At 64.5% G+C, this 24,080-nt stretch carries 19 protein-coding genes, 1 tRNA gene and 1 pseudogene; 8 read left to right on the top strand and 13 right to left on the bottom strand.

All coding sequences use genetic code 11. The features are described from left to right. Positions 1–3 precede the first annotated feature (3 nt). The 3 genes from ABZ728_RS11165 to ABZ728_RS11155 all read right to left on the bottom strand — a co-directional run bounded on the left by ABZ728_RS11165 (position 4) and on the right by ABZ728_RS11155 (position 4,822). Positions 4–906 carry a 3'-5' exonuclease gene (locus ABZ728_RS11165; protein WP_366656184.1) on the bottom strand — a complete coding sequence of 301 codons (903 nt, stop codon included), beginning with the start codon at positions 904–906 and terminating at the stop codon, positions 4–6. Between the two features lie 114 nt (positions 907–1,020). Further along, positions 1,021–4,206 carry a S8 family serine peptidase gene (locus ABZ728_RS11160; RefSeq protein ID WP_366656183.1) on the bottom strand — a complete coding sequence of 1,062 codons (3,186 nt, stop codon included), beginning with the start codon at positions 4,204–4,206 and terminating at the stop codon, positions 1,021–1,023. A 235-nt stretch (positions 4,207–4,441) separates the two neighbouring features. Next, the gene (locus tag ABZ728_RS11155) at positions 4,442–4,822 is read right to left on the bottom strand and encodes a hypothetical protein (protein WP_366656182.1); all 381 of its coding nucleotides are present in this window, start codon (positions 4,820–4,822) and stop codon (positions 4,442–4,444) included. 105 nt (positions 4,823–4,927) lie between these two features. On the opposite strand from ABZ728_RS11155, the gene ABZ728_RS11150 reads away from it, so the two are divergent. Further along, complete coding sequence (locus tag ABZ728_RS11150) at positions 4,928–5,860, top strand: LysR substrate-binding domain-containing protein (RefSeq protein WP_366656181.1); 933 nt, start codon at positions 4,928–4,930, stop codon at positions 5,858–5,860. Positions 5,861–6,002: 142 nt separating this feature from the next. Here ABZ728_RS11150 and ABZ728_RS11145 read toward each other — a convergent pair whose 3' ends face one another. Both ABZ728_RS11145 and ABZ728_RS11140 read right to left on the bottom strand, forming a co-directional pair. Next, positions 6,003–7,190 carry an oxygenase MpaB family protein gene (locus ABZ728_RS11145; protein WP_366656180.1) on the bottom strand — a complete coding sequence of 396 codons (1,188 nt, stop codon included), beginning with the start codon at positions 7,188–7,190 and terminating at the stop codon, positions 6,003–6,005. 163 nt (positions 7,191–7,353) lie between these two features. Beyond that, positions 7,354–7,428, bottom strand: a tRNA-Gly gene (locus tag ABZ728_RS11140). A gap of 168 nt (positions 7,429–7,596) precedes the next feature. On the opposite strand from ABZ728_RS11140, the gene ABZ728_RS11135 reads away from it, so the two are divergent. The 6 genes from ABZ728_RS11135 (at position 7,597) to folE (ending at position 13,532) form a co-directional block, all read left to right on the top strand. Continuing rightward, on the top strand, positions 7,597–8,868 hold the full coding sequence (locus ABZ728_RS11135; protein WP_366656179.1) for an ABC transporter substrate-binding protein: 1,272 nt from the start codon (positions 7,597–7,599) through the stop codon (positions 8,866–8,868). Then, positions 8,865–10,631, top strand: coding sequence for an ABC transporter permease (locus ABZ728_RS11130; RefSeq protein ID WP_366656178.1), 1,767 nt, complete (start codon positions 8,865–8,867; stop codon positions 10,629–10,631). Before ABZ728_RS11135 ends, ABZ728_RS11130 begins: the two co-directional genes overlap by 4 nt. Beyond that, positions 10,628–11,278, top strand: coding sequence for an ATP-binding cassette domain-containing protein (locus ABZ728_RS11125; protein ID WP_366656177.1), 651 nt, complete (start codon positions 10,628–10,630; stop codon positions 11,276–11,278). Before ABZ728_RS11130 ends, ABZ728_RS11125 begins: the two co-directional genes overlap by 4 nt. A gap of 159 nt (positions 11,279–11,437) precedes the next feature. Further along, a complete protein-coding gene (locus tag ABZ728_RS11120) occupies positions 11,438–12,268 on the top strand; it encodes an OmpA family protein (RefSeq protein WP_366656176.1) in 831 nt (276 codons plus the stop codon). 89 nt (positions 12,269–12,357) lie between these two features. Next, positions 12,358–12,750 carry a Co2+/Mg2+ efflux protein ApaG gene (gene apaG, locus ABZ728_RS11115; RefSeq protein ID WP_366656175.1) on the top strand — a complete coding sequence of 131 codons (393 nt, stop codon included), beginning with the start codon at positions 12,358–12,360 and terminating at the stop codon, positions 12,748–12,750. A 182-nt stretch (positions 12,751–12,932) separates the two neighbouring features. After that, positions 12,933–13,532, top strand: coding sequence for a GTP cyclohydrolase I FolE (gene folE, locus ABZ728_RS11110; RefSeq protein WP_366656173.1), 600 nt, complete (start codon positions 12,933–12,935; stop codon positions 13,530–13,532). 60 nt (positions 13,533–13,592) lie between these two features. Here the strand turns inward: folE and ABZ728_RS11105 are convergent, their stop codons facing one another. From ABZ728_RS11105 to ABZ728_RS11090, 4 genes and pseudogenes are all read right to left on the bottom strand, one after another. After that, a complete protein-coding gene (locus ABZ728_RS11105; RefSeq protein WP_366656171.1) occupies positions 13,593–14,384 on the bottom strand; it encodes an ATP-binding cassette domain-containing protein in 792 nt (263 codons plus the stop codon). Beyond that, positions 14,381–15,463: an ABC transporter permease gene (locus ABZ728_RS11100; RefSeq protein ID WP_366656170.1), complete on the bottom strand. Its 1,083-nt coding sequence runs from the start codon at positions 15,461–15,463 to the stop codon at positions 14,381–14,383. The genes ABZ728_RS11105 and ABZ728_RS11100 overlap by 4 nt, the downstream gene beginning before the upstream one ends. 164 nt (positions 15,464–15,627) lie before the next feature. Continuing rightward, positions 15,628–16,503: pseudogene (locus ABZ728_RS11095) on the bottom strand (substrate-binding domain-containing protein); the annotation flags it as partial. 12 nt (positions 16,504–16,515) lie between these two features. After that, positions 16,516–16,662: a hypothetical protein gene (locus ABZ728_RS11090; RefSeq protein WP_366656169.1), complete on the bottom strand. Its 147-nt coding sequence runs from the start codon at positions 16,660–16,662 to the stop codon at positions 16,516–16,518. A gap of 278 nt (positions 16,663–16,940) precedes the next feature. Between ABZ728_RS11090 and ABZ728_RS11085 the strand changes: the two genes are divergently transcribed. Then, positions 16,941–18,155 carry an ROK family transcriptional regulator gene (locus ABZ728_RS11085; RefSeq protein ID WP_366656168.1) on the top strand — a complete coding sequence of 405 codons (1,215 nt, stop codon included), beginning with the start codon at positions 16,941–16,943 and terminating at the stop codon, positions 18,153–18,155. Between the two features lie 63 nt (positions 18,156–18,218). Here the strand turns inward: ABZ728_RS11085 and ABZ728_RS11080 are convergent, their stop codons facing one another. The 4 genes from ABZ728_RS11080 to ABZ728_RS11065 form a co-directional block, all read right to left on the bottom strand. Next, the gene (locus tag ABZ728_RS11080) at positions 18,219–19,439 is read right to left on the bottom strand and encodes a PrpF domain-containing protein (protein WP_366656167.1); all 1,221 of its coding nucleotides are present in this window, start codon (positions 19,437–19,439) and stop codon (positions 18,219–18,221) included. A gap of 2 nt (positions 19,440–19,441) precedes the next feature. After that, complete coding sequence (gene acnA, locus ABZ728_RS11075; protein WP_366656166.1) at positions 19,442–22,132, bottom strand: aconitate hydratase AcnA; 2,691 nt, start codon at positions 22,130–22,132, stop codon at positions 19,442–19,444. A gap of 86 nt (positions 22,133–22,218) precedes the next feature. Continuing rightward, a complete protein-coding gene (locus tag ABZ728_RS11070; protein ID WP_366656165.1) occupies positions 22,219–23,175 on the bottom strand; it encodes an isocitrate lyase/PEP mutase family protein in 957 nt (318 codons plus the stop codon). Further along, the gene (locus tag ABZ728_RS11065; RefSeq protein ID WP_366656164.1) at positions 23,165–24,025 is read right to left on the bottom strand and encodes an oxaloacetate decarboxylase; all 861 of its coding nucleotides are present in this window, start codon (positions 24,023–24,025) and stop codon (positions 23,165–23,167) included. The genes ABZ728_RS11070 and ABZ728_RS11065 overlap by 11 nt, the downstream gene beginning before the upstream one ends. Positions 24,026–24,080 lie beyond the last annotated feature (55 nt).

The following is a 24,080-nucleotide window of genomic DNA, read 5'->3' as shown; positions in this document are numbered from 1 at the left end:
GGGTCAGAAGATCCGGTTGGAAAAGCGATCGGTCGCGGCGATGCGATCCACCGGAATGTCGGCATCGTACTGGTAAATTTCTTTCTGCAGGAAAGCCAGTTCCGCCTCCAGTGCCTCTGCCGTCACGTCGCGATACCACGAGCGCGGCTTGTGGCTGGGATCGGCGTTCCAGCGGTAGCCGCGCGCCTTTAGCTGGTCCTTGAAATCGAAGGGGCTGTTGACTGCCCAGATCCGGCATATCGGTTGCCGGGCGTTTTCCAGCAGCCGTTCAAGGGCGGTGCGGCCCGATTTCGGCAGAGTCCGGCCCAGCAGCGTCAGCGCGGCCAGACAGTCGTCGCCCGCCCGGTGAGCATCGAAAAAGAAGCCGGCGTGATTGACCAGATAGCCCAGCTTCGTGCCCTCGAAACCTTCTTCCGCCCACGGGATCTGCGCCATGGAACAGGCCCAGGGCTTGGTCGTGAAGACGTCGCAGAATTTCTCTGCGAAGGGCCGGTCAAAGGCGGCGTTGTGGGCGATGACCAGATGGGCCGGGGCCGCGACGGCGGCGATCTCGTCGCGCGTGATGGTCTGGCCGCGCACCATTTCGTCGGTGATGCCAGTCAGCGCCGTGATCTCCGGCGGGATCGGACACGAGGGCTCGCGCAGCCGGTCGAACGGCTCGCCGATCGACGTGATCCGGCCGTCGATCGTATAGGTGAACGGCACCATGGCGAATTCGATGATCTCGTCGCGCGCCGAATCCAGGCCGGTGGTTTCCAGATCCAGATAGAGGCCGTTACGCAGATCGCCCGGCGGCACACCAGCATAATGCGATGGGTCGGCGATTGCTCCTTGCGGGTCGAGCCGGCGCAGCACGCGATAGGCGCCGCTTTCTTCCAGAGCGGCCGCCATTTCCTCAAAACTCATGCCCATCCGCGCTCACCGCCGTCGTCCGATACAATGCTATTCCGGCGTGCAGTTTAGCGGGGAGCGGTCGACGCGGATACCTTTGTCGGCTGTCGGCGAGGCTGTGGGCGGCGGTCAGAACCGCATGACCATCCGGGCCGAAGCGCCATAGGCGGCATAATTCTCCCGCAGTTCGGCGTCGAGCGAGGCGCCGAACATCCAGGCATTGCCAGCGTCGGCCTGCACGTCGATGCCGGCGATCAACGCATCGCGGCCATGGTCGGCGCCGACGACGGAGAACGGGGCGCCGGCCAATCCCAGATCGGCCTGCCGCGACGGTTGCTTGATATCGTGACGCCAGCCGAGCGACAGGGTCGGGGTCACCGCCGTGGCAGATGACACTGCGAATGTCCTTGTCACCGTCGCCCCGATTTCGGTGCTCAGCCGATCGGCGGCCTGAGCGTCGGCGCTGAGGGAGAAGGCGCTGCCGGTTTCGTGAGACGAACCGCGCGCGAAATGCCGATAGCCGATCGACAACGATGGCGTGATGTCGGCCGCTGGCGTCGAAAAAGTTCGCGACACGGTCGTGTCGGCAAACTGGCCTAACCCGTGACTTTCCGAGGAAGCGGTCGCTTGATAGGCGCCCAGCACCGTCTGCCGGTCAGTGCCGAGATCGCCATAAGTGGCACCGCCCCGCACGGCGATGTCGATGAAATCGGTGGGCACCGTCAGATAGAGGCCGCCGTGATAGCCGGCAATGTCGCCGTTGCCGTGGCGGCCGGCATCCAGCGCGACGGCGTCATGGGCGATGGCGGCACCGGCGGTCGCCTCGCCGAACTGCCTTTCCAGCCCGACGGCAAAACCTGCGGCCCTGTCGTTTACGCTGACCGTTGTGTCGTCCGACCCGTCTTCCGACCGGCCGCGCCTGCCATACCCGGTGACCCAGAGTTGCCCGCTGCCATATCCGTCTTCGGTCATGCGCGATCCGACGCCCGCCATGCCGCCAGTTTGGCGGGTGGCGAGGACGTCGCTGAACCGCCCGATCGACCGCAGTGTGGCGCGGGCCATATCGGCATGGATGCGGCCGGTCAGCGTGTCGAAATCTCGGCTCAGCGCGGTCCGGTCGGCGCGATAAAGGGCGTTGAAGGTGTCGTTCAGGCCGCCGTCGGGCCGTTGGCCCGGCTCGGGCCGGATGGTATCGATCGCGCCGGCCAGGGACCGGCCGTTATGGGTGAGGGGAATGCCCAGTGCGCCGAGATCTGCATACTGCCGGGGCGTTGCCGCCACGCCAACCGCGCGATCCTGATACAGCACATCCATGCGCGTGCCGGTGGGCAACCCGGCGTCCGGCTGATCCAGGCGGGAAAAGCTGCCCGAAACCGCGCCCTCGGGCACGACGACGATGTCGAAGACCTGCCCAAGCCGGGGAACGAAGCTGTTGTCGGCGGGGCCGGAAATGCCACGGAACACCGGCGCCAGGGTGCCGCCGGCGGTGAAGACCGACCCGTCGCCAAGGACGATCAGCCGATCATACGATCCGGCACCGCTGCCGGTCTGCGGCCCGTCGATCTCGATATCGACAACCGCGCCAGGACCGATCGCGACATCGCCGGCAATTGTCAGGGTTCCCGGCGAATTGCCGGGTGTCAGCGAACCGTCGATGCCGACATCGCTGACGATCATGCCGGTGCCGCCCAGGCTTCCGGCGTGTCCGACGGTCAACGTCGGCACGGTCAGCGTGCCGTTGACCGCCAGCGGGCCATCAAGAACCCGGCTGGCCCGGTCAAAGGTCACCGGCGCGCGGATGTCGAGCAGGCCGGTACCGCTTTTCTCGAAGCCGCCACGGCTGGTAAAGGCAAAGCCCCATTCCCGGTCGCCGCTGTCGGTCGAGAACAATGCCGTCCCGGTATCGCGCGTATCCATGCCGACCGGTCCGGCCAGCGCCCGGTCCAGGCGCAGCAGGCCCCATCCGAATACTGGATCGACGCCGGGCGCGCCCAGATCCTGGGCCGTCCGGAACATCAGACCGACGACTTCCGATGAGGCAAATCCGGGATAGGCTTCCAGCAGCACTGCGACGGCGCCGGTTACATGCGGCGCGGCCATGGACGTGCCGCTCATGTAAGCCGACCTGTTGCCGGGGATAGTAGAGAGTATGCCGCGGTCGCCAACCCCGGGCTGGTCAAAAGTCAAGCCGGGCTGATCGCCGCCGGGCGCGGACAGGCACCAGTCCTGCGCGACGCCGCATTTATTGGAATAGGTAGCCAGTTGGTTTCGGGCATCGAGCGCCACGACGACGACCAATCGACCGCGCGCCCGGCCATCCCGGGCTTCGGCCGCTGACAGGGCCTCGTCCGACAAAAACGAAAAATCGGCATCCATGCCGTGATCGTCATAAATCCGGGCGCCGCTGGCGTTGGTCGCGTCTGCATTCTCCGGGCGGATGAACGGCATCAGCCCGATGCCGACCGGATTTTCCGCCAGGAACGGATGATCGATGCGCGTGTTTCCCGCTGCCATCACCACGATCTGACCGGCGTTCAGCGCCTGGGCCACCGAAGCGGCCTCGATTCGGGTATCGAAAAAGTCGCCGGAAAGCTCCAGGCTCCAGGTGCGCTGGCCAGTGCCAGAGGCGCCGGGCCCGAAACTGCCGTTGATGACCCCGACATCGTCCTGATCGGCCATGTAACGAAAGGCCGCGACGATCGGAGAGACGCCCGGCTCGATCAGATCGCAGGTCTCGACGGAGTTGGTGCGGATCGCCTCGGGGCCGCAGACTTCGCCATACTGCACGGGCGATCCCGCCGCCGTCTCGCCATTCTGGCCGATCGCCTTGATGGCCAGCAAGGTCGACGATGGTGCCACGCCGTGCATTTGCTGGCCGTCCCGCCCCGATCCGATGATGCCGACGACGTGGCTGCCATGCCCTTGCAGATCCTGTGTCGCATTGCCCTGATCGAAGGCGTTGTCGATTTCGCCGTCGGGCTGCGCCTCGCTCAAACCGCTGGGATCGAACCAGTACAGATAGCTGTGGGACCGGTCGTCGATCCGATCGCCAAAGGCAAGATGGGACGTGCCATCGGGCCGGATATCGATCCCGGAATCGATGATGCCGACGGTGATCCCGCGCCCCGTATATCCCAGTTCGAGCGCCTTGTCCGCGCCGATCGCACCGAGGCCGTAATTGCCGTCGAACTCGCTGACCGTCCCGGAATCGACATCGGGATCGGCGCCGGGCGGGAGGCCTTCCGTGCCCGACGCAGGCCCGGTTGCACCGATAACGAGGAAACCGATGAGACTGGCGCGGAGGTGTGGTTTCATCAAAGGTCGCATCCGCAATTCTTCTTGATTGGCTGGCGGCATCGACGCAAAGGCCGAAATATCTGAATCAGAAGCGACCCTAGCGGCCGAGGTCGCGAAACGCAAACCGCCGGATTAGCCTCCCGCCAGGTCGAGGATATGTCGCGACCCTATTGGCGGCTGCCCCTGCCGCCGCTGCGATCCGGACGGCAGGGGTCGTGGGCCCTTGCGGTGTTCTGCCGGTCAATCGGGTCGATCACTCGGCAGCGGTGATGTCAAAAACCAGAGCCGCCGCAGGCACCGCGCCCTGGTCGAAAAACCAGATGGCGCGCAATTGCGAAGTCGTCCCTTCAAGACCGTTCAGGCGTTCAAGTATGGCGGCCGACATCCGTTCGAGATCGACGATACCAATGTCGGCATCAATCATCGGCTGATCTTCGTCGGTCGCGGCTGCACGCGCTGCCCACGCAGCCCCGTCATCACGCAAGGGTGGATGAAGGTCGAAGGCGACCGCCGGTCCCGAAAACATCAAGGCCGCCATAACAAGGGCAGCACCACGGCTGAATAGACGGCAAATGGTCTGGAGCCGTTTTTGAGAAGGACACAGGTGCGGTTTGTCGAGCAAATGGTCCGTCATGCTGACCTCCTGAAGTTACATATTGCGGAATTCAATTCTACGCGCGACACTTGAAGGCACGCTAATGACGGCTTCTCATGCCGGGATGAAAAAGGTTCATCCGCCATGAAACGGCGCATTCCGCCCTTGCCGGCTATCCGCGCCTTCGAAGCGGCGGCACGCTGCGGCAGCTTCAAAAAGGCGGCGCTGGAGTTATGTGTCGATGCATCCGCTGTAAGCCACCAATTGCGCCTTCTGGAGGATTTGCTCGCGGTGCGCCTGTTTCAGCGCACGCCGGGCCGTGTCACGCTGACGCCGGACGGCACCGCCTATTTCAACGCCCTTCGCCCTCTGCTCGACGAGATGGACCGGATCACGCGTGAGGTGTCGCGGCGCACCGACGAGGAACCCTTGGCGGTTCAGACAACGCCGGCCTTTGCCGCCCGATGGCTGTTGCCGCGCCTCGGCCGGTTTCTCGAAAGTAATCCCACGATTGCGCTGGACCTTTCGACCGGACTGCCGCCAACCGACCTGAACCGCGACAATGTCGATATCGTGGTCCAGTGGGGCGATGACCCGGTCGCCGGATTGCGGATCGAGCCGTTCATGGCGTCGACCCGCATGCCTGTTTGCAGCCCGGCCTTTCTTGCGGCGCGGCCCGATCTGCGGCGGCCTTCCGACCTCAGCGGCGATATTCTGCTGCGCGATATGGTGGCCGAAGGATGGGACGAGTGGTTTGCTCGCGCCGCCTGCGTCGGCATTCACGCGAATGGTCCCCGTTTCGCTCATTGCGAACTGTCGATGCAGGCGGCGGAATCCGGCCTCGGCGTTGATCTGGCTTATCGGGCATTGATCGAAGCCGACGTAGCGGCCGGCAGGCTTGTCGAGTTGTTCGATATCGAGTCGAGCGCCGTGATCATCTATTCGCTTGCCTATCGCGAAAGCGATGGCCGGCGTCGATCGGTCATCGCGTTTCGCGACTGGCTGTTCCACGAGACGCTTGCGGGCCGGATCACCACGCGTAGAGCTGCCGTGAGTGCAGCCTCGCCCCCACCCTGATCGTCCCCGACACTGATCGGGGACCCCGAGCCGGATGTACCATATTCGTGTATCACCATCTAGAGTTGCTGCGCGAGGTCCCGGTGTGGAAATCTTCTATCTCGCGATCGATACCGATGTAGGTGCCGGGCCGGGCCCGTATTTACCCTTGTGACGAATCGGGACGGTCGCGCTCGGCATAGAGGTGCTGAGGCAGGGCATAGGGCGTTTCGGTCGTCTCGTGAAACGACAGTTCGACCAGTTGACCGAACTGGCCGGCGCGTCGGCGTCGGTCCAGGCCGGGGAAGGCACGGCGCAGGAGCCGGTCGGCGCGAAAGCGAAGCCGCATCGCCGCCAGAACGCCAAAAGTGCGGTACTTCGGAAAGCGAAGCTGATCGGCCAGTTCGTCGCCGATCATGGCGCGCGACACCCTGTAGACCTTTTTCGCCAGTGCGCGCCGTTCGTCGGTGTCGGTGATGCCGACAATGATGGGAGCCGAGTTCACCAGTCCGTTGGCAACCAGTATGGACTCGATGTCGGGTGGCGGTTCGCACATTTCACCGATGCGCTGCAGGCGCAGGGCTTCGTCTTCGGTCGCGCACAGCAAATCCGGATGAACGCCGACCAGATGGCCGGAACATCGCCAGCAATGCATGAAGGAGTCCCGTTCGTCATCGGACAGGAAATCAAGGCCCAGCATCCGCGCCCGTTTCAGAAGCAGACCGGAAAAAGCCGCATTGGCATAGGCGATATGGGCGGAGCTGAGCGGCGTTCCCCAGGCATCAGCCTCCCAATCCGGCGACTCTTTCATCAGTGCGCGCACTCGGGCGTGGATCAGACGGATGCGGACCGAGGCCGTCCAGCCATCGCCGAAAGTATCCAGACCGCCGGGCAGAAATATCTCCGAGACGTGGCGGTTGTTCTGTTTCATCCGGCGGACGCCCTGATCGACCAGTCGACCGGTGATGGCGAATGATTTGGCGATCAGGGTGCAGAATCCCTCGATCAGAACCGCGCCGACGAATGCCTGCAGGAAGGTCTCGGAATTGCCGTGAAAAACGCGGGAACCGGCGCGCGTCTTGGCGGCGTCGAACCATTCGGGAGCCCGTTCGCTGGCGGCGATGACGGCGCGCAGGGCCTCCGGCGCATCCGGAATCGCCCCGGCACCGGACTCGATTCCCGTCTTGATCCAGGTTCGCTGTTGCCTGGGATCGAAGTCGGCACATGCCGCGATCGCGGCATCGGCAGCCTCGTCGCCCATGGTGGTGTGCTTGATGTAAAGATCGGCCATTTCCGGATCGATCCGGCGGGCTTTTTCATGGCCCGGGCGGTAGGCTGTCGGAAGGTACATTCGGCGATGCTCCGGCGGATATCCAGGGACGAACGATACCACCAGATTTCAAATGCGCCGAAGTATTTATGATTTTGTTAAAATCATTTCTTTTGGGCCGGGAACCGAGTCACGAACCGGCGGATTCTGTTACCCATGTCTCCGGGTCGGACAAAAAGGGGATTGGAGCGGGTGAAGGGAATCGAACCCTCGACACTTAGCTTGGGAAGCTAATGCTCTACCACTGAGCTACACCCGCAAGGCCGCTTCCCGCCTTATACGACAGCGCCGCCATCGGGCGCAAGGCGGAAGAAGTGGGGCTCCGGTGCCGCATTGGCCGCTCTTCGGAAAACACCGATTTCACATCGGTGGCCGCCGCACTAAGTTGTTGTCCACGGGACCAGATATCAAAACAGGAGTGAGGCGAATGCGGGTCCGGCGGGTTTCCCCGGTGGCGGTGATGGCGGTTTTTTCAGCCGCAGTGCTTTGGGCGGCGCCCGGAACGGGCAGCGAGTCCGGGAATGGAGCCGGACTGGAACGCTGGCACGGCCAGATATGGGACGCGGAAATCTGGAGCGACGTGGTCGACGCCGCCGCCGGCCAGACTGTCTATTTTCATGCCTGGGGCGGGTCGGAGACGACGAACGCCTATCTCGACTGGGTTGCTGACACAGTGGCGGCGCGGTATGACATCGATATGCGCCATGTTCGGATATCCGACACCGCCGATGCGGTGGGTACGGTGCTGGCCGAAAAAGCAGCCGGCCGCGACGATGACGGGGCCGTCGATCTGGTGTGGATCAATGGCGAGAATTTCGCCGCCATGCGCGAAAACGATCTTCTGGGCGCGCCCTTTGCTTTCAACCTGCCCAATTTCGCCTATGTCGATCCGACGGAGAAGCCGACGGTGGTCGAGGATTTCACGATCCCGACCGACGGCCTGGAAAGCCCGTGGGGCATGGCGCAACTGGTCTTCATGGCCGATACGGCGGTCGAAAGCACGCCGCCGACCAGTATCGAAGACCTGTTGATGTATCTCAGCGCCAATCCCGGCTGGTTCACCTATCCGCAGCCGCCTGATTTCCTGGGCGTGACGTTTCTGAAGCAGGCGCTGATCGAGCTGGTCGACGAACCGTCGGCGCTGCAGGAACCCGTTCGGTCTGCGGAACAGTTCGCCGAGGTGACCGCGCCACTCTGGTCGTATCTGGACGAACTGCACCCGCTGCTGTGGCGTAGGGGCGAGGTGTTCCCGGCCAACGGCTCTGCCCTGATCCCGCTTCTGGACGATCGCGAAATCGTCATTGCCCTGAACTTCAACCCGCGCGCCGCCAGTGCCGCGATTGAGAATGGCGAACTGCGCGACACCGTGCGCACCTTCGTTTTCGAGGGCGGGACGATCGGCAACTCTCATTTCGTCGCCATCCCCTATAACAGCGGCGCGCGGGAAGGGGCGATGGTCGTGGCGAACTTCCTGCTGTCACCGGAAGCCCAGGCCCGCAAGGAAGACCCGACCCTGTGGGGCGATCCGACCGTGCTGTCGATGGATCTGCTCGACGCCGACGACAGGGCGATGTTCGAGGCTCTGCCGCGCGGCGTCGCGACGCTGGCGCCAGAGGAGCTGGGTACCCAGTTGGCCGAGCCGCATCCGTCATGGACCGACGGCCTGCAGGATGCCTGGGCCGGACGGTACGAACGGTGAGCCCACTGGCCGAGACAGTCACCAGGGCCGTCAGGGCCGGTCTCGGCGGCGCACGATCCCACCGGCCGCAGGACCGCCGGTCGCGGGGGCCCCATCTTTTTCCGGTGCTGACCGGCGGCATGTTGACGGCGCCAATTCTGGCCGGATTGGCCGGGACGCTGGTGCCGTCATTCGGTCATCTGCCGGCGATCGGCGCGGTCGGCCCGACGCTTGCGCCATGGCGCGACCTGTTCGCCGACCCGGCATTTCCGCAGGCGGCCGTGCTGTCACTGACGACGGGGCTGGCGGCGACCCTGATTTCGTTCTTTCTGGCGATAGCGATCGTCTGCACCGCCCAGGTCAGCGGCCGGCTGGTTCGCGTGCAAAGGGTGCTTGGCCCCCTGATCGCGCTGCCCCATGCCGCTTTGGCGGTCGGGCTGATGTTTCTGTTGGCGCCCAGCGGCTGGCTTGCCCGGCTGGTGTCGCCGTGGTTGACAGGCTGGGTGATGCCGCCGGACCTGCTGATCGTCAACGATCCGGCGGGTGTTGCGCTGGTTCTGGCGCTGGTGCTCAAGGAAACGCCGTTTCTGGTTCTGATGATGCTGGCGGCGCTGTCGCAGATACCGTCCGACCGCTATGTCGCGATCGCTCGAAGCCAGGGCTATCGACCGGCCACCGGTTGGCTGAAGACGGTGTTCCCGCAGATCTATCCGCGCATCCGGTTGCCCTTGTTCGCGGTCGTGGCATTTTCGCTGACCGTCGTCGACATGGCGGTCGTGTTGGGACCGACCACGCCGCCGACGCTGGCGGTCCTCGTTGTGCGGTGGTTCTCCGGCGCCGATCTGTCAACTCGGCTGACAGGGGCAGCCGGGGCACTGACCCTGTGCCTGATGGTCGCGGGCGTGCTCGTCGCCTGGATCATGACCGAACGTCTGGCCCGCCGGTCCCTGACCGGCATGCTGTCGTCGGGCTCGCGATCGGTTGGCGCGGCGGCGACCATCGCCGTCGGCCACGGTGCCGGTGTGTGGGTGGTGGCGATGTCGGGTCTGGCCGGACTTGGCCTGCTGGTCTGGTCGCTGGCGGAACGCTGGCGCTATCCCGACGCCTTGCCATCGGCGTGGCGGTTTTCGGGATGGGCCGAGACCTGGCCCTCGCTGGCGGGACCAGCGCTCACGACCGTCATCGTCGCCGTGTCGGCGGCCGTAATCGCCATCGTGCTGGCGGTGGGCTGTCTGGAAACCGAGCGCCGGCACGGACTGAAGCCGGGACCGGGCATCCTTTGGCTGGTCTACGCGCCGCTTATCGTGCCGCAAATCGGCTTTCTGTTCGGCATCCAGGTGCTGACGGCGGCGCTTGGCGTAACGGGAACGCTGGCGGCCCTGGTCTGGGTGCATGTGATTTTCGTGCTGCCGTACGTTTTTCTGACCCTGGCGGAGTCCTGGCGCCGGATCGACGAGCGGTATGACCGCACTGCGGCCGCGTTGGGGGCCGGTCCGCTTCGGCGTCTGATCACGATCACGCTGCCGCTGATGTTCCGCCCGCTGGCGACGGCGGCTGCCATTGGCGTAGCGGTTTCGGCGGCGCTGTACCTTCCGACCGTGTTCATTGGCGCGGGCCGGCTGCCGACGCTGGCAACCGAAACCGTCGGCATGGCAGCGGGCGGAGACCGGCGTCTGATGGCGCTCTATGCATTCGTGCTCATGGTGGTGCCGTGGCTGGCTTTCAGCGTCGCGCTGGCTTTGCCGCGGATCGTGTATCGCAATCGAAAGGGCATGGGCGGATGACAGGGCTGATCCTGGACGGCGCCGGCGTGTTGCTTGCTGGCCGACCGGTTTTTCCGCCGGTTACCCGGCATATCGGCCCCGGCGAGATCGTGGTGCTTATGGGCCCCAGCGGCTGCGGCAAATCCACCTTGTTGAACCGCATTTGCGGCACGCTCGATCCGGTCTTCACCGCCGAGGGCACGGTATCGGTCAACGGGCGGGCGCTGGACGGCCTGCCGCCGGAATCGCGCCGACTGGGATTGTTGTTTCAGGACGATCTGCTGTTTCCGCACCTGTCGGTAGGTGCGAACCTGGCATTCGGCGTGCCGGGTGGAATTTCCCGCCATGAGCGCCGGGCGCGGGTCGACGCCGCCTTGAGCGAGGCCGGCCTGGCCGGTTTTGCCGAGCGCGATCCGGCAACCCTGTCCGGTGGCCAGCGATCGCGGGCGGCGCTGATGCGCACCTTGCTCGCCGACCCCGAAGCCCTGCTGCTGGACGAGCCGTTTTCGAAGCTCGACCGCGATCTGCGCCAGCGTGTCCGGGACTTCGTCTTCGACCACGCGCGGCGCCGTCGGTTGCCGACGCTGCTGGTTACGCACGATCCCGAGGATGCGACCGATTCCGACGGCACCGATCTGCCAACGATGAGGATGACGGGCGAGCGGTGACAACGCGGCTGAGGAATGGCTGCCATGCCGCGCCGGTCGGTTTTTCCTTGCCAAAAGCGTGTCCGATCCCGATCACTCTGGCTTTGCCCCCGGATACTGGGTCCTCATCGACGCCCCGGAGCCACCGATCCGCCAGATTTGCCAGATATGGGTAGAGTGATGATGCGTCTTCGTTCCGTTTCGACCTTTGCCTGCCTGGCACTCGCCATTCTTGTGCTTGCGGGCTGTGGCGGCGGGCCGGGCGGTGGCGGCCCGACACGGGAGAAGTCGCCGTTCGCCTCGGAAATCGCAGCCGCCTATAGCGAACTGCTTTCCGAACCCGAGGTTGCTACCGCATCCGCGCGGGTGCGTCAAACGATCGCGGACAAGTACGAGGCGTCCGGCTCGCAGCGCCGCGTCCTTGCCGAAAGTCCCGCTGAGTGGCCGATCACGCCGGCGCTGGCAACGGATCTGGCGGCCGGTCGCGCCCGGTTGAACCAGGCCCTGACGGGCGGGGGGCGGTCGGCTTTTCCCGAAGCCGCGGCCAGGGCGCAGGTGTCGTTCGATTGCTGGCTCATGGCCCATGCCGATCCGGCGCTGGCCTCCCGGCGCGAGGATTGTCGGGGATCGTTTCGTCGATCGCTGCGGGCGGTGGAGAATGCCGGCATCCAGGGTCAGCCGCGTGGAATGGCCGACGATGTCGTATTCTTCGGCCAGGGGTCGGACCAGCTGACCCAAAGCGGCCGCGAGGCGATCGCCAGCGTTGCCGCCGATGCGTCGGGCGCATGGATGCGGATCCTGATCGCCGGTAACGCCGACCGGGCCTCCGAACCGGCCGGTTCGGGGCTGGCTGCGCGCCGGGCCGAAGCCGTAAGGGACGCTCTTGTTGCTGAGGGCGTTCCTGCCGCGCGGATCGACGTCCGGAATCGGGGCGTCCTGCCCCCGTCGCTGGCCGATGAGGGCGCCGGCGGCGGGGCGATGGGGCGGCGGGCCGAAATCTGGGTGCTTTAACGGTATGCGGGTCAGTGGATCGAAGGGTAGAGTGGGGCTGGTGTCCATAGGGGGTAGTTCGAAGAGGCCCGCCATGTCAGGATCGTGGAATGTATAAGGCAGTAACGCGTGGAATAGAGGTCTCGGTGAAGGCAACCTTCCTGGAGGATCAGTCGTCACCGCCGGAGGGTCGATTCGTCTGGGCCTATCATATCCGGATCGAGAACAAGGGCAGCGATACCGTTCAGCTCAGAACGCGGCGTTGGCGGATAACCGACAATCGCGGCATCGTCCAGACTGTCGAAGGGCAGGGCGTCGTGGGGGTGGAACCGACATTGCCGCCGGGCGAAAGCTTCGAATATTCCAGCGGAACGCCATTGGTGACGCCGTCGGGTATGATGCAGGGCAGCTATCAGATGGAAACCGATCAGGGTGATGCCTTTGACGTTACCATACCGGCTTTCTCACTCGACAGCCCGCATGACGGCGCTATGGTCAACTAAGCGGCAAGCGCCTCGGCAGCGAAAGAAGGGGTCGGACGGTCTTGACTCATGAGGAGGCCGGCACATTTCATGCAATCATGCGTAAAATCTCTGATGTTCCGACCCAGTTCATTGATCAGCATTCAAGGGGATCGGCCGTGGCCTATAACGGACATGCCATCACTTCAGTAACCGAGTCTTGTTTGGACCGTACCGCCGTCGGGTCGTCGCAACGGCGTCCCACCCGTGCCGAGGCGGAAGAGGCCGTGCGGACATTGCTGGGGTGGATCGGCGAGGATCCCGAGCGGGAAGGGCTGGTCGACACGCCGTCCCGCGTCGTGAAGGCGTATGAAGAATTCTTCGCCGGCTATACGGCCGATCCGCTGGAGATGCTCAAGCGGACCTTTGGCGAAGTCGATGGCTATGACGAAATGGTCGTGCTGCGCGATATCGGCTTCGAAAGCCACTGCGAGCACCACATGGTGCCGATCCTCGGCAAAGCCCATATTGCCTATCTGCCCGACCGCCGCGTGGTGGGGATCAGCAAACTGGCCCGCGTGGTCGAAGCCTATGCCAAGCGACTGCAAATTCAGGAAAAGATGACCGCCCAGATCGCCAACACGATCGACGAGGGGCTCGCCCCGCGCGGCGTGGCCGTGATCCTTGAAAGCGAGCATCACTGCATGACGTGCCGCGGCATCCGCAAGGAAGGCACCAGCATGGCGACCAGCCAGATGCGCGGCGTGTTCAGGACCGATCCGGAACTGCGCCGGGAATTCCGTTCGATGATTGGCCACAGATAGGGGCGCGAACAGACCGCTGCCCAACGCCCTATCACGTTTGCGTCGGCGCAGCCGATACGTTTACGCCGCAACCGTCTCGGGCGGGGCCTTGGCCCCGGTCATGAACGCGACAGCGTCCGACATCGAGTGTGCCTTGGGATCGATGACGCACAGGCGCCGCCCAAGTCGGTGGATGTGTATCCGGTCCGCGACTTCGAACACATGGGGCATGTTGTGCGAGATCAGCACGATCGGAATACCGCGGGCCCGCACATCCTGAATGAGATCGAGTACGCGGCGCGATTCCTTGACGCCCAGCGCGGCGGTCGGTTCGTCCATGATGATCACCTTCGATCCGAAGGCCGCCGCACGCGCGACGGCGACGCCTTGGCGCTGCCCGCCGGAAAGGGTTTCCACCGGCTGGGCGATGTTCTGGATCGTCATCAGGCCCAGATCGGACAGCTTTTCGCGCGCCAGCTTTTCCATCCGGGTCCGGTCGAGCATGCGAAAGATCGAGCCGAGCGGGCCGGATTTGCGGATCTCGCGGCCGAGGAACATGTTGTCGGCGATCGATAGCGCCGGCGACAGCGCAAGGGTCTGGTATACGGTCTCGATTCCGGCTTCGCGCGCTTCCATCGGCGACTGGAACCGAACCGGCGCGCCGTTCAGCACCATTTCCCCTTCGTCGATAGTGATGGCGCCCGATAACGCCTTGATCAGCGACGTCTTGCCGGCGCCGTTGTCGCCGATCACGGCCAGAACCTCGCCGGGATAGAGTTCGAAATCGGCGTGATTGAGCGCGACGACGCGGCCATAGCGTTTGACCACGCCCCGCGCCGAAAGCATGGGTTGTTTTCCGGTCGCGTCCGTCATGCCGAAACCTTTCTTATCCACTGGTCGATGGCGACCGCGATGATGATCAGCCAGCCGATGGCGAACACCTGCCACAGGACGTCCACCCCGGCGAGCCGCAGACCCGACTGGAAGACGCCCACGATCAGCGCCCCGACGAGTGGACCCATGATCGAGCCACGCCCGCCGAACAATGAAATGCCGCCGATGACGACGGCGGTGATCGATTGCAGGTTGCCTTCGTAGAAGCTTTGCGGCGAGACCGACCCAACCCGGCCGATGGACGCCCAGGCGGCCAGCGCGCACACGAACCCGGCGAGCGCATAGACGGAAATCAGCACGCGGTTGGTGCGGATGCCTGACAGTTCGGCGGCCTCACGGTCGTCGCCGACGGCATAGACGTGCCGGCCCCAGGCGGTACGGTTCAGCAGATACCAGAGCGCGGCGAACACCGCGATCAGCAGGATCGACCCGTACGAGAACTGGGCACCGAACATGCTGAAGGTGTTCCCGAAGATCTTCAGCAGCGGTGCTTGCTCGTCGATCGATTGGCTGCGGATCGATTGGGCGCCGGAAAGCCACAGATTGACGGCGAAAAAGACGTTCCATGTGCCGAGCGTCGTGATGAACGGCGGCAACTTCAGCTTGGTCACCAGAAGGCCGTTCATCGCCCCGGCGGCAATGCCGCCCGCGAACCCGACGACAATGGCAATCGGCGCCGGTATGCCGAAATTTACGGCCAGGCTACCCATGATCACCGACATCAGGACCATGATCGCAGCCACCGACAGGTCGATGCCGGCGGTCAGAATAACCAGGCTCTGCGCCGCCGCCAGGATGCCGATGATCGCCACCTGCCGGATGATCAGGGAAAGATTGAAGGCCGAAAAGAAGCGATCGCCAGCGATAAACCCGAAGGCGACGATGCTGACGACGAGCACGATGATGGGCACCATCGTCGGATTGCCGTGGAGGAAATGCTGGATCCGGTCGATGATCGAATGATGGCGCGGCTCGAACTCGGCCGTGCCTTGACCGCCGAGATCGGCACTTCCGTCATAGCGCTGATTTCCGTCGGCACGTTCGTCGATGCTGCTCATCGAGTCCTCCCGTTTCGCCCAACCGAATGCTGACCACCGAAACGCCGCCTTGCCGGAACGGGCTGTCATCTGCTGGAATCAGTGTCGATGTGGCGCTTCTTGCGAAAAGCGGGCCCCGGGACGGACGGCAACGCCTGTCCCGGTACCGTCGCCTTGCCTGCTTGCTACCCCCAGCAGAGCTCGGCGCCCTCTTCGCTATCGATGGACTCGATGCCGTCGACCGGTTGGTCGGTCACGAGTTGAACGCCCGTGTCATAAAAATCGAGACCCGGCGTCGGCTCGGCGACTTCGCCCGTTTCTGCATATTCGACGATTGCTTCAATGCCCAGAGCAGCCATTTCAAGCGGGTATTGTTGTGCGGTCGCGCCGATGATCCCTTCGGCGACGTTCTGCACTCCCGGACAACCGCCATCAATCGAGACGAGAAGGACGTCGTCCTGCCGGCCGAATGCCCGCAGCGATTCATAGGCACCGGCGGCGGCTGGCTCGTTAATGGTGTAGACGACGTTGATGTCGGGATCGACCTGAAGCAGGTTCTCCATGGCCGTGCGGCCGCCTTCTTCGTTGCCGGCCGTGACGTCGTTACCAATGATGCGGTCATCGTCTTCGTCCCCGATCAGGTTGGGATCGTTGACGTCAATGCCGAAGCCGGTCAGGAAGCCCTGGTTTCGCAGGACATCGACCGATGGCTGGCTGGCAGACAGGTCCAGCATCGCGATCCGGGCATTCGCCGCATCGTCGCCGAGCTGGGCGGCGGCCCATTGGCCGATCAGTTCGCCCGCCTTGAAATTGTCGGTGGCAAAAGTCGCGTCGGCAGCGTCAATGGGCTCAAGCGGCGTATCGAGCGCGATGACCAGAATGCCGTTCTCTCGCGCCGTTTCCACGACATCGACGATGGCCTTGGTATCGGAGGCAGTGATCAGGATGCCGCTGACGCCGGCCGCGATGCAGGATTCCACCGCTGCGACCTGTGTCTGGTGGTCGCCGTCGACGCGCCCGGCATAGGTAGACAGTTCGACGCCCAACTCTTCGGCGGCCTGGGTGGCGCCTTCCTACATCTTGACGAAGAACGGATTGATATCGGTCTTGGTGATCAGGCATGCGCCGATCTGGTCGTCTGCGTTCGCGGGCCCGGTAGCGGCCATGGCAAGCATGGCGGTACCGAGAACCGTTGACGCAAGGGCAATGGATCTTTTCATGATGTCAGCCTCCCTTGAGTGTTTCCTCGCCCCGATTTCCGGGGATCGCGTCGGATAGATTGTCGTGTCTACGATCCTTCACGCTATCCTGAACGAACACCATCCCACTCACCTGTCAATAAACAAATCACTCTGATTTATTGATTGACAGGTGCCGGTACCCGCCGCATCGTTCCGGTCGCCTCCAGGGACAACAGTCGAAACAGGCCGTCCAGGAAATGGGACGGGCAGTGGGGCCGGAAATGGGAAAGACCTGAAATGGGAAGAGGTGACCCGGCATGGTGGGAGCGGGTGGGCTGACGCAGCCCGGGGGCCAGCAGCTGCGTGGTTCGAACCAGAGCGGCATGCGGGCCTATAACGAACGGCTGGTGCTCAGCCTGGTGCGTCGTCACGGTATTCTGGTCAAGACGGAACTGGCAAGGATGACCGGCTTGTCGGCGCAGACGATCTCGGTAATCATGCGCGCGCTGGAGGCTGAGGCTTTGCTGATCAGGGGCGATCCCATTCGCGGCAAGGTCGGCCAGCCGTCGGTTCCGCTGTCGATCAACGCCGACGGTGCCTTCTGTCTGGGCCTCAAGGTCGGGCGCCGGAGCGCCGAGCTGGTACTGATCGATTTTCTGGGCACTGTGCGCGGCAAATGCCGTCGCGCTTATCGCTTTCCCGATCCGCGCGCCATTATCACCTTCGTGGCCGAAGGTATGGAGTCTCTGATAGACGAGCTTGATGCCGATCTGCGCCAGCGGATCGCCGGTTTCGGTGTCGCCATGCCCTTTCAACTCTGGAACTGGCACGAGGAAGTCGGCGCTCCCGCCGACGCCATGGATCAGTGGCGCCATGTCGACATGCGCGCGGAAATCGCCGATGTCTGCAGCTATCCGGTATATCTTCAGAACGATGCCACGGCGGCCTGTGCCGCGGAACTGCTGTTCGGCGATCAAACGGGCCGACAGGATTTCATCTATTTCTACATCGGCACCTTCATCGGCGGCGGCATCGTCCTGAACGGTAGCCTCTATACCGGGCGCACGGGCAATGCCGGCGCGCTGGGCTCGATGCCCGTTCCCGGACCCGGCGGCAAACCCGAACAGCTCATCGATCAGGCCTCGTTGCTGGTGCTGGAACGCATGCTGCTGGCGGCCGGCCAGGATCCGTCGCCGCTATGGCAGGCGTCCGGCGATTGGGCCGCCATCGACGATCATGTCGAGCGGTGGATCACCGCCGTCGCCCGGGGACTGGCGCATGCCATCGTAGCGTCTGTATCGATGATCGACTTCGAGGCGGTGGTGATCGATGGCGGCATGCCGCGGGATGTTCGGGATCGGCTGGTCGCGGCGACCCGCCGCGCCATCGGCGCCCACGACCTGCAGGGCCTTGATATGCCCGAGATCGAGGCCGGCACGATCGGCTCCATCGGCCGGGCGCTAGGGGCGGCGAGTCTGCCTCTGTTCGATCGATATCTGGTCGACCAGCATACGCTGATGCGTGAAGCGTGACGGGTGATGCCGACGATGCAGCCAATCCCTTCAATCCACGCCTGCCGCAACACAAGCCGCGACTTATTCGGCCGCTTCGGCCCGGGATCGTCCCAGCAGGTCGGCGACGCGGGCCGCCGAGACGGTAACGTTGCCCTCCATGAGCCGTCGGGCGGTCCGGAAGACACCGGCGCTGTTGGCGGTCCAGGTGCCTTCCGCTGTGCGCTCCACATCGGCAACCGCGGGCAGAATGCCGGATGCATGCCCGATGGCGAAAGCCCCGCCATTCTTTTTGGCGTCGACGGGACGGGCGCGGGCATGAACGACCGTGCCCTCGATGGCCGCGGCGGTCGCCGTGCATAACGCCCCGGTCAACGGTATCGCCCGGTGCGCCTGACCCATGGACAGCATCCTTACCAGTATGTTCACGCCGTCAGCATCGACCGCCTCGCCGGAGGTCAGGCAATAGGCCGAGGGCGGCCCGACCAGCGCGACCTTCGGATTGCCGGGAATACGCGCGGCCGCGGTAATATCGGGCGCCATGCCGGCCTTGACGGCGGCCAGCCGGCGGATCAGATCGAGCCGTTCCATCAACGCCGTGTCGGCCTCCATGGAGTCGGGCGTGATCGATGCCGATACGCCCAGGCTTTCGGCATCGACGAAAACAGCGGCATTGGTGGCGTCGACGACAGAGACCGTAATCGGGCCCGGCAGGTTCGGATGTTCCAGTACGTCCCGTGTTGCGCCAGTCGGCAGCAACCTTTCGGTCGCGGCGCCGCCCGGTTGAACGAAGTCCAGCCGGATCGGTGCGCCGCTGCCGGCAACGCCGGGATTGACGAATTCGCCGTCGATGACGGGCAGTCCGTCCGCTACGGTAAAGCGACTGACGATGATCTTGTTCGTGTTGGTGTTGAAGATGCGCACCACCGCCTCGTTGCCGCTGACGGCGACCAGCCCCTGTTCGACCGCGAACGGACCGATCGCCGACGACATGTTGCCGCAATTGGCGCTGTAGTCGACGCGCAACCCGTTCACCGGGATCTGGGCGAAGGTATAGTCGACATCGGCGTCGGGACGGTCCGACACCGAGACGATGCAGGCCTTCGACAGTGACGACATGCCCCCGCCCATGCCGTCGAGCTGACGCTTGCCGGGATCGGGGCTGCCCAGCGCCGCCAGGAACACGGCGTCGCGTTCCGCCGCGTCGGTGGGCAGGTCGCGCGGCTGGAAAACCAACGCGTTGCTGGTCCCGCCGCGCATGAACACCGCTGGAAACCGGCGCAGGGGCGAAGGGTTCGCGGCCATTGTCATGCCGATCCCATGGCGTTGCGCAGCACGTATTGCAGAATGCCGCCCTGTTGGTAATAGGTTACCTCGATATTCGTATCGAGACGGCAGACCAGCGGCACCCGCTCGACCGAACCGTCGGCGCGCGTGATCTCTGCCGTCACCTCCATGCGCGGTGTAATGGCGCCGTCCAGGCCCCGGATCGTGATCGTTTCCGTGCCATCGAGGCCCAGGGTTTCGCGGGTCACGCCGTCCTTGAACTGCAGCGGCAGGACGCCCATGCCGACCAGGTTCGATCGGTGAATGCGTTCCAGCCCTTCGGCGATCACGGCCCGAACACCCAGTATCCACGTGCCCTTGGCGGCCCAGTCACGCGACGACCCGGCGCCATAGTCTCGACCGGCGATCACGACGAGGGGCACGCCCTCCGCCCTATATCGGGCAGCGGCTTCGTGCATCGGTAGCAGGTCACCCGACGGGTGATGGTGAGTCCAGCCGCCGTCGTGGTCGGGCGCCATCTCGTTGTGCAGGCGGATATTGGCAAAGGCGCCGCGGGTCATGACCTCGTGATTGACCCGCCGCGCGGCGAACGAGTTGAAATCCTTCGCGCTGACGCCTTGCTCCATCAGGAACTTGCCGGCGGCGGATGTTGGCGTGATCGTTCCGACCGGCGATATGTGGTCGGTGGTGATCGAGTCACCCAGGATTGCCAGCGGCCGGGCGCCGATGATGTCGGTCACCGGATCGGGCGTCGGGCCCAAATTCAGGAAGAATGGCGGCTCCTTCATGTAAAGGCTGTCGTCCGGCCACTCGAACAGCGCGCCTTCCGGGGCCGACAATTCCTTCCACCGGGCATCGCCCTCGAACAGTGTCGTCCCGTAGCGCGCGCGGAAACGCTCCGGCGTCAGGGCATCGTTGACGACCGCGATCAATTCTTCGTCGCTGGGCCAGAGTTCGGAGAAATAGACCGGCTTGCCGTCGCCGTCATGGCCGAGCGGTTCCGTCAGCAGGTCCAGCGCCATGGTACCGGCGATCGCATAGGCGACGACCAGCGGCGGCGATCCGATATAGTTGATGCGGGCATGCGGATGGACACGGCCTTCGAAATTGCGGTTGCCCGACAGCACGGCCGCGGCGGCAACGTCGTTGTTCTGGATCGTGTCGGCAATTTCCGGCGCCAGCGGGCCGGAATTGCCCATGCAGGTCGTGCAGCCGTAGCCCACGCATTGAAAGCCCAACTGGTCGAGATAGGGCTGCAGGCCGGTGGCCACCAGATAGTCGGTGACCACGCGCGAGCCGGGCGCGAGCGAGGTCTTGACCCATGGCTTCGAGGTCAGGCCCCGTTCCACTGCCTTTTTCGCCAGCAATCCGGCGGCCAGCATGACCGACGGGTTGGACGTGTTGGTGCAGCTCGTGATCGCCGCCACAACGACATCGCCGTGATCCAGCGTCCAATCCCGGCCGGCGACCGGCGCGCCGCCCTCGGGCAGTGGCTTTTGTTTCGGCAGCACCTCGGTCTTGAAAGCCTCGGCCGCACGGGAAAGCGCGATCCGGTCCTGCGGGCGGCGCGGCCCGGCAATGCAGGGGACGATCGACGACAGATCGACGGTGACGAGTTCGGGGAAATCGGGTTGCGGGCCGTGGGCGTCATGCCACAGGCCCTGAGCGCGGCCATAGGCTTCGACCAGGTCCAGGTGGTCGCCGCCGCGGTCGGTCTGTTCCAGATAGCGCAGCGTCTCGGCGTCCCAGGGGAAGAAGCCCATGGTCGCCCCGTATTCCGGCGCCATGTTCGCCAGCGTCGCGCGGTCCGACAGCGGCAGGCTTTCCAGCCCCTCGCCGAAGAACTCGACGAACGCGCCGACCACGCCGACATTGCGCAGCGTTTCAGTCAGGGTCAGCACCAGATCGGTCGCCGTGACGCCGACGGGCAGGCGGCCGTCCAGCCGGCAGCCGACGATGCGCGGCACCGTCATGGTGACCGGCTGGCCCAGCATCGCGGCGCCGGCCTCGATACCGCCGACGCCCCAGCCCAGAACGCCCATGCCGTTGATCATCGGGGTGTGGCTGTCCGTGCCCAGCAGGGTTTCAGGGAACGCCGTGGTGCGGTTGTCGTCGCTGGACGTCCAGACACAGCGGGCCAGCGCCTCCAGATTGACCTGATGGCAGATGCCGGTGCCGGGCGGAACGGCGCGGAAATTATCGAACGTGTTCTGCGCCCAGCGAAGGAAGCGATAGCGCTCGCCGTTGCGTTCGAATTCCAGATCGAGATTGGCGGCAAACGCTTCGTCATTGCCGAAATGGTCGACCATGACCGAGTGGTCGACGACCAGATCGGACGGGATCTGCGGGTTGACCTTGGACGGATCGCCGCCGTTGCGCGCCATGGCGCCGCGCAGCGCGGCGAAATCGGCCATCAGCGGAATGCCGGCGCTGTCATTCATCAGGATGCGGGTTGGATGGAACCAGATTTCGCGTTCGGTGCGTGTCGCGGCGACGTTCTCGGCGAACGACGTCAGATGGTCGCGCGTGACCGTTACGCCGTCCTCGTGGCGCAGCAGGTTCTCGTACAGCACCTTGGCCGAACGGGGCATGCGCGTGACCGCTCCAGCCCCGGCGGCCTCTGCGGCATCGAGGCTGTAATACCCGACGCGGCGGCCATTGACGTCCAGTTCACTCCGGGTTCCCAGGCTATCGCGGCTCGCGGTCATCATGATGCGTTCTTCCCCATGCGTTCTTCACCAGAATGGCGCGCGCTCCACTGGCGGCACCTATTGTGTTGATCGTCTGAACCCCGTGCTTAGACGTCGCCGGGCCGGTGGCCCGCGCCGCCGGCATAGCGCGCCGCCACATCGTCTTCGGGCAGATACTTTTCTTCCAGCGCGCGCACGTCCGAAATGCCGGTAAACTCGTACCAGTTCTCGACCGGATGGCCATCCAGATCGGCCAGATGCTCGATCTCGTGCTCGGTCCCGCGCTCGCGCAGGCCGTTCAGCATGTCCCATTCCGCCCGTATACCGGCCCGGATCGACGCCAGCGGAAACAGCACGACCGCGTATCCCATGGCGGCGACTTCTGCGAGCGGCAACTTTGGCGTTGTGCGTTTGCGCGCATAGCCGCCCATGTTGAAGACTTTCGGCCCCGGGACTTCGGCGGCGAAGCGGGCGTATTCCTCGACCGACAGCAAGGCGTCGGGAAAGATCATGTCGGCGCCGGCCTCGGCATAAATCTGGCCGCGCCTGATCGCGTCGTCGAGATCGACCGCGCCGCGCGCGTCGGTGCGGGCGATGATGACCAGATTGGCGTCCTGGCGGGCGTCGGTGGCCGCGCGGATCTTGCCGGCCATTTCTTCTGCCGGGACAACGGCCTTGCCGGCGATCGAGCCGCAACGCTTGGGGATTACCTGATCTTCGAGATGCAGGGCCGTGACCCCGGCGGCCTCGTATTCCCGGACCGTGCGGATCACGTTGACGGCATTGCCATAGCCGTTGTCGGCGTCCGCGATTACCGGCACGCCCGACGCCTCGACCACGAACCGGGCCATCATCGCCATTTCCGTCATCGTCAGCAGCCCGACATCGGCCTTGCCGGTCAGGCCGTTGGCGACGCCGGACCCTGTCATGTAGATGCAGGCGTGACCGGTCCGGTCGATCATCGACGCGCTGAGTCCGTTATGCGCGCCCGGAGCGACGATCAGCCGCCCCGAAGCCAGCATGTCGCGAAAGCGGATGCGGCGCGCGGCCGCGTCAGACGGCATAGGATTTGTCCCGCGCCATATAGTCGGCGGTACCGATGATCTCTTCGCGCCCCTTGAAGGTGACCATGCGTTCCTGCACCGATCCGGAGTGGCCGTCGCGGGCGATGGCTTCGAGTGCCGCTTCCATGCCACCGATCGCCGCGCGCTGGGTGTCGCTGGGGATGATCACGAAGGCATAGCCGAGCTCGCCCAGCCGGGCGGCGGGAACCAGCGGTGTCTTGCCGCCGGCGAACATGTTGATCAGCTTGGGATAGGGCAGGTCGCGGGCGATGGATTCGATTTGCTCCACCGTTGTCGGCGCCTCGACGAAGATGACGTCGGCGCCGGCGTCCATGTAAGCGTGCGAGCGTTCGATCGTCTTTTCGTAGCCCTCGACGGCCAGACCGTCGGTGCGCGCGATCAGAACGAAGTCGGGGTCCTCGCTGGCGTCTTTCACCGCCTTGATCTTCTGCGTCATCTCTGTGGTAGGCACGATGCCCTTGTCGTCGTAATGGCCGCACCGCTTCGGAAAGCTCTGATCTTCCAGATGGAAGCCGGCGACACCCGCGCGCTGGAACGCCTTGACGGCGTGCTGGGCGTTGAGCGCATTGCCGTAACCGGTATCGGCGTCGGCAATCAGCGGGATCGATATCGCATCGACCATGGTTTCCAGCCGAGCGACGATTTCATTCATGCTCATCAGGCCCAGATCCGGGATGCCGGTACTGCGGGAAATCGCGCCGCCGCTGGCATAAACGGCCGGAAATCCGGCCCGCTCGACGAGCCGCGCCGACAGGCCGTCATAGGCGCCCGGTGCGATGACGGGGGGATTGTCCTTCATGAGTTGGCGCAGTGCCGTCGATGCTTTCACGTCATTTCTCCATCGTTTTCTTTTCGGTGGGGTTTCTTGCCCCCGGTTCGGTCCC

The sequence above is a fragment of the Fodinicurvata sp. EGI_FJ10296 genome (assembly GCF_040712075.1).
GTDB lineage: Bacteria > Pseudomonadota > Alphaproteobacteria > DSM-16000 > Inquilinaceae > JBFCVL01.
This window is presented reverse-complemented; position numbering and strand designations above follow the sequence as displayed.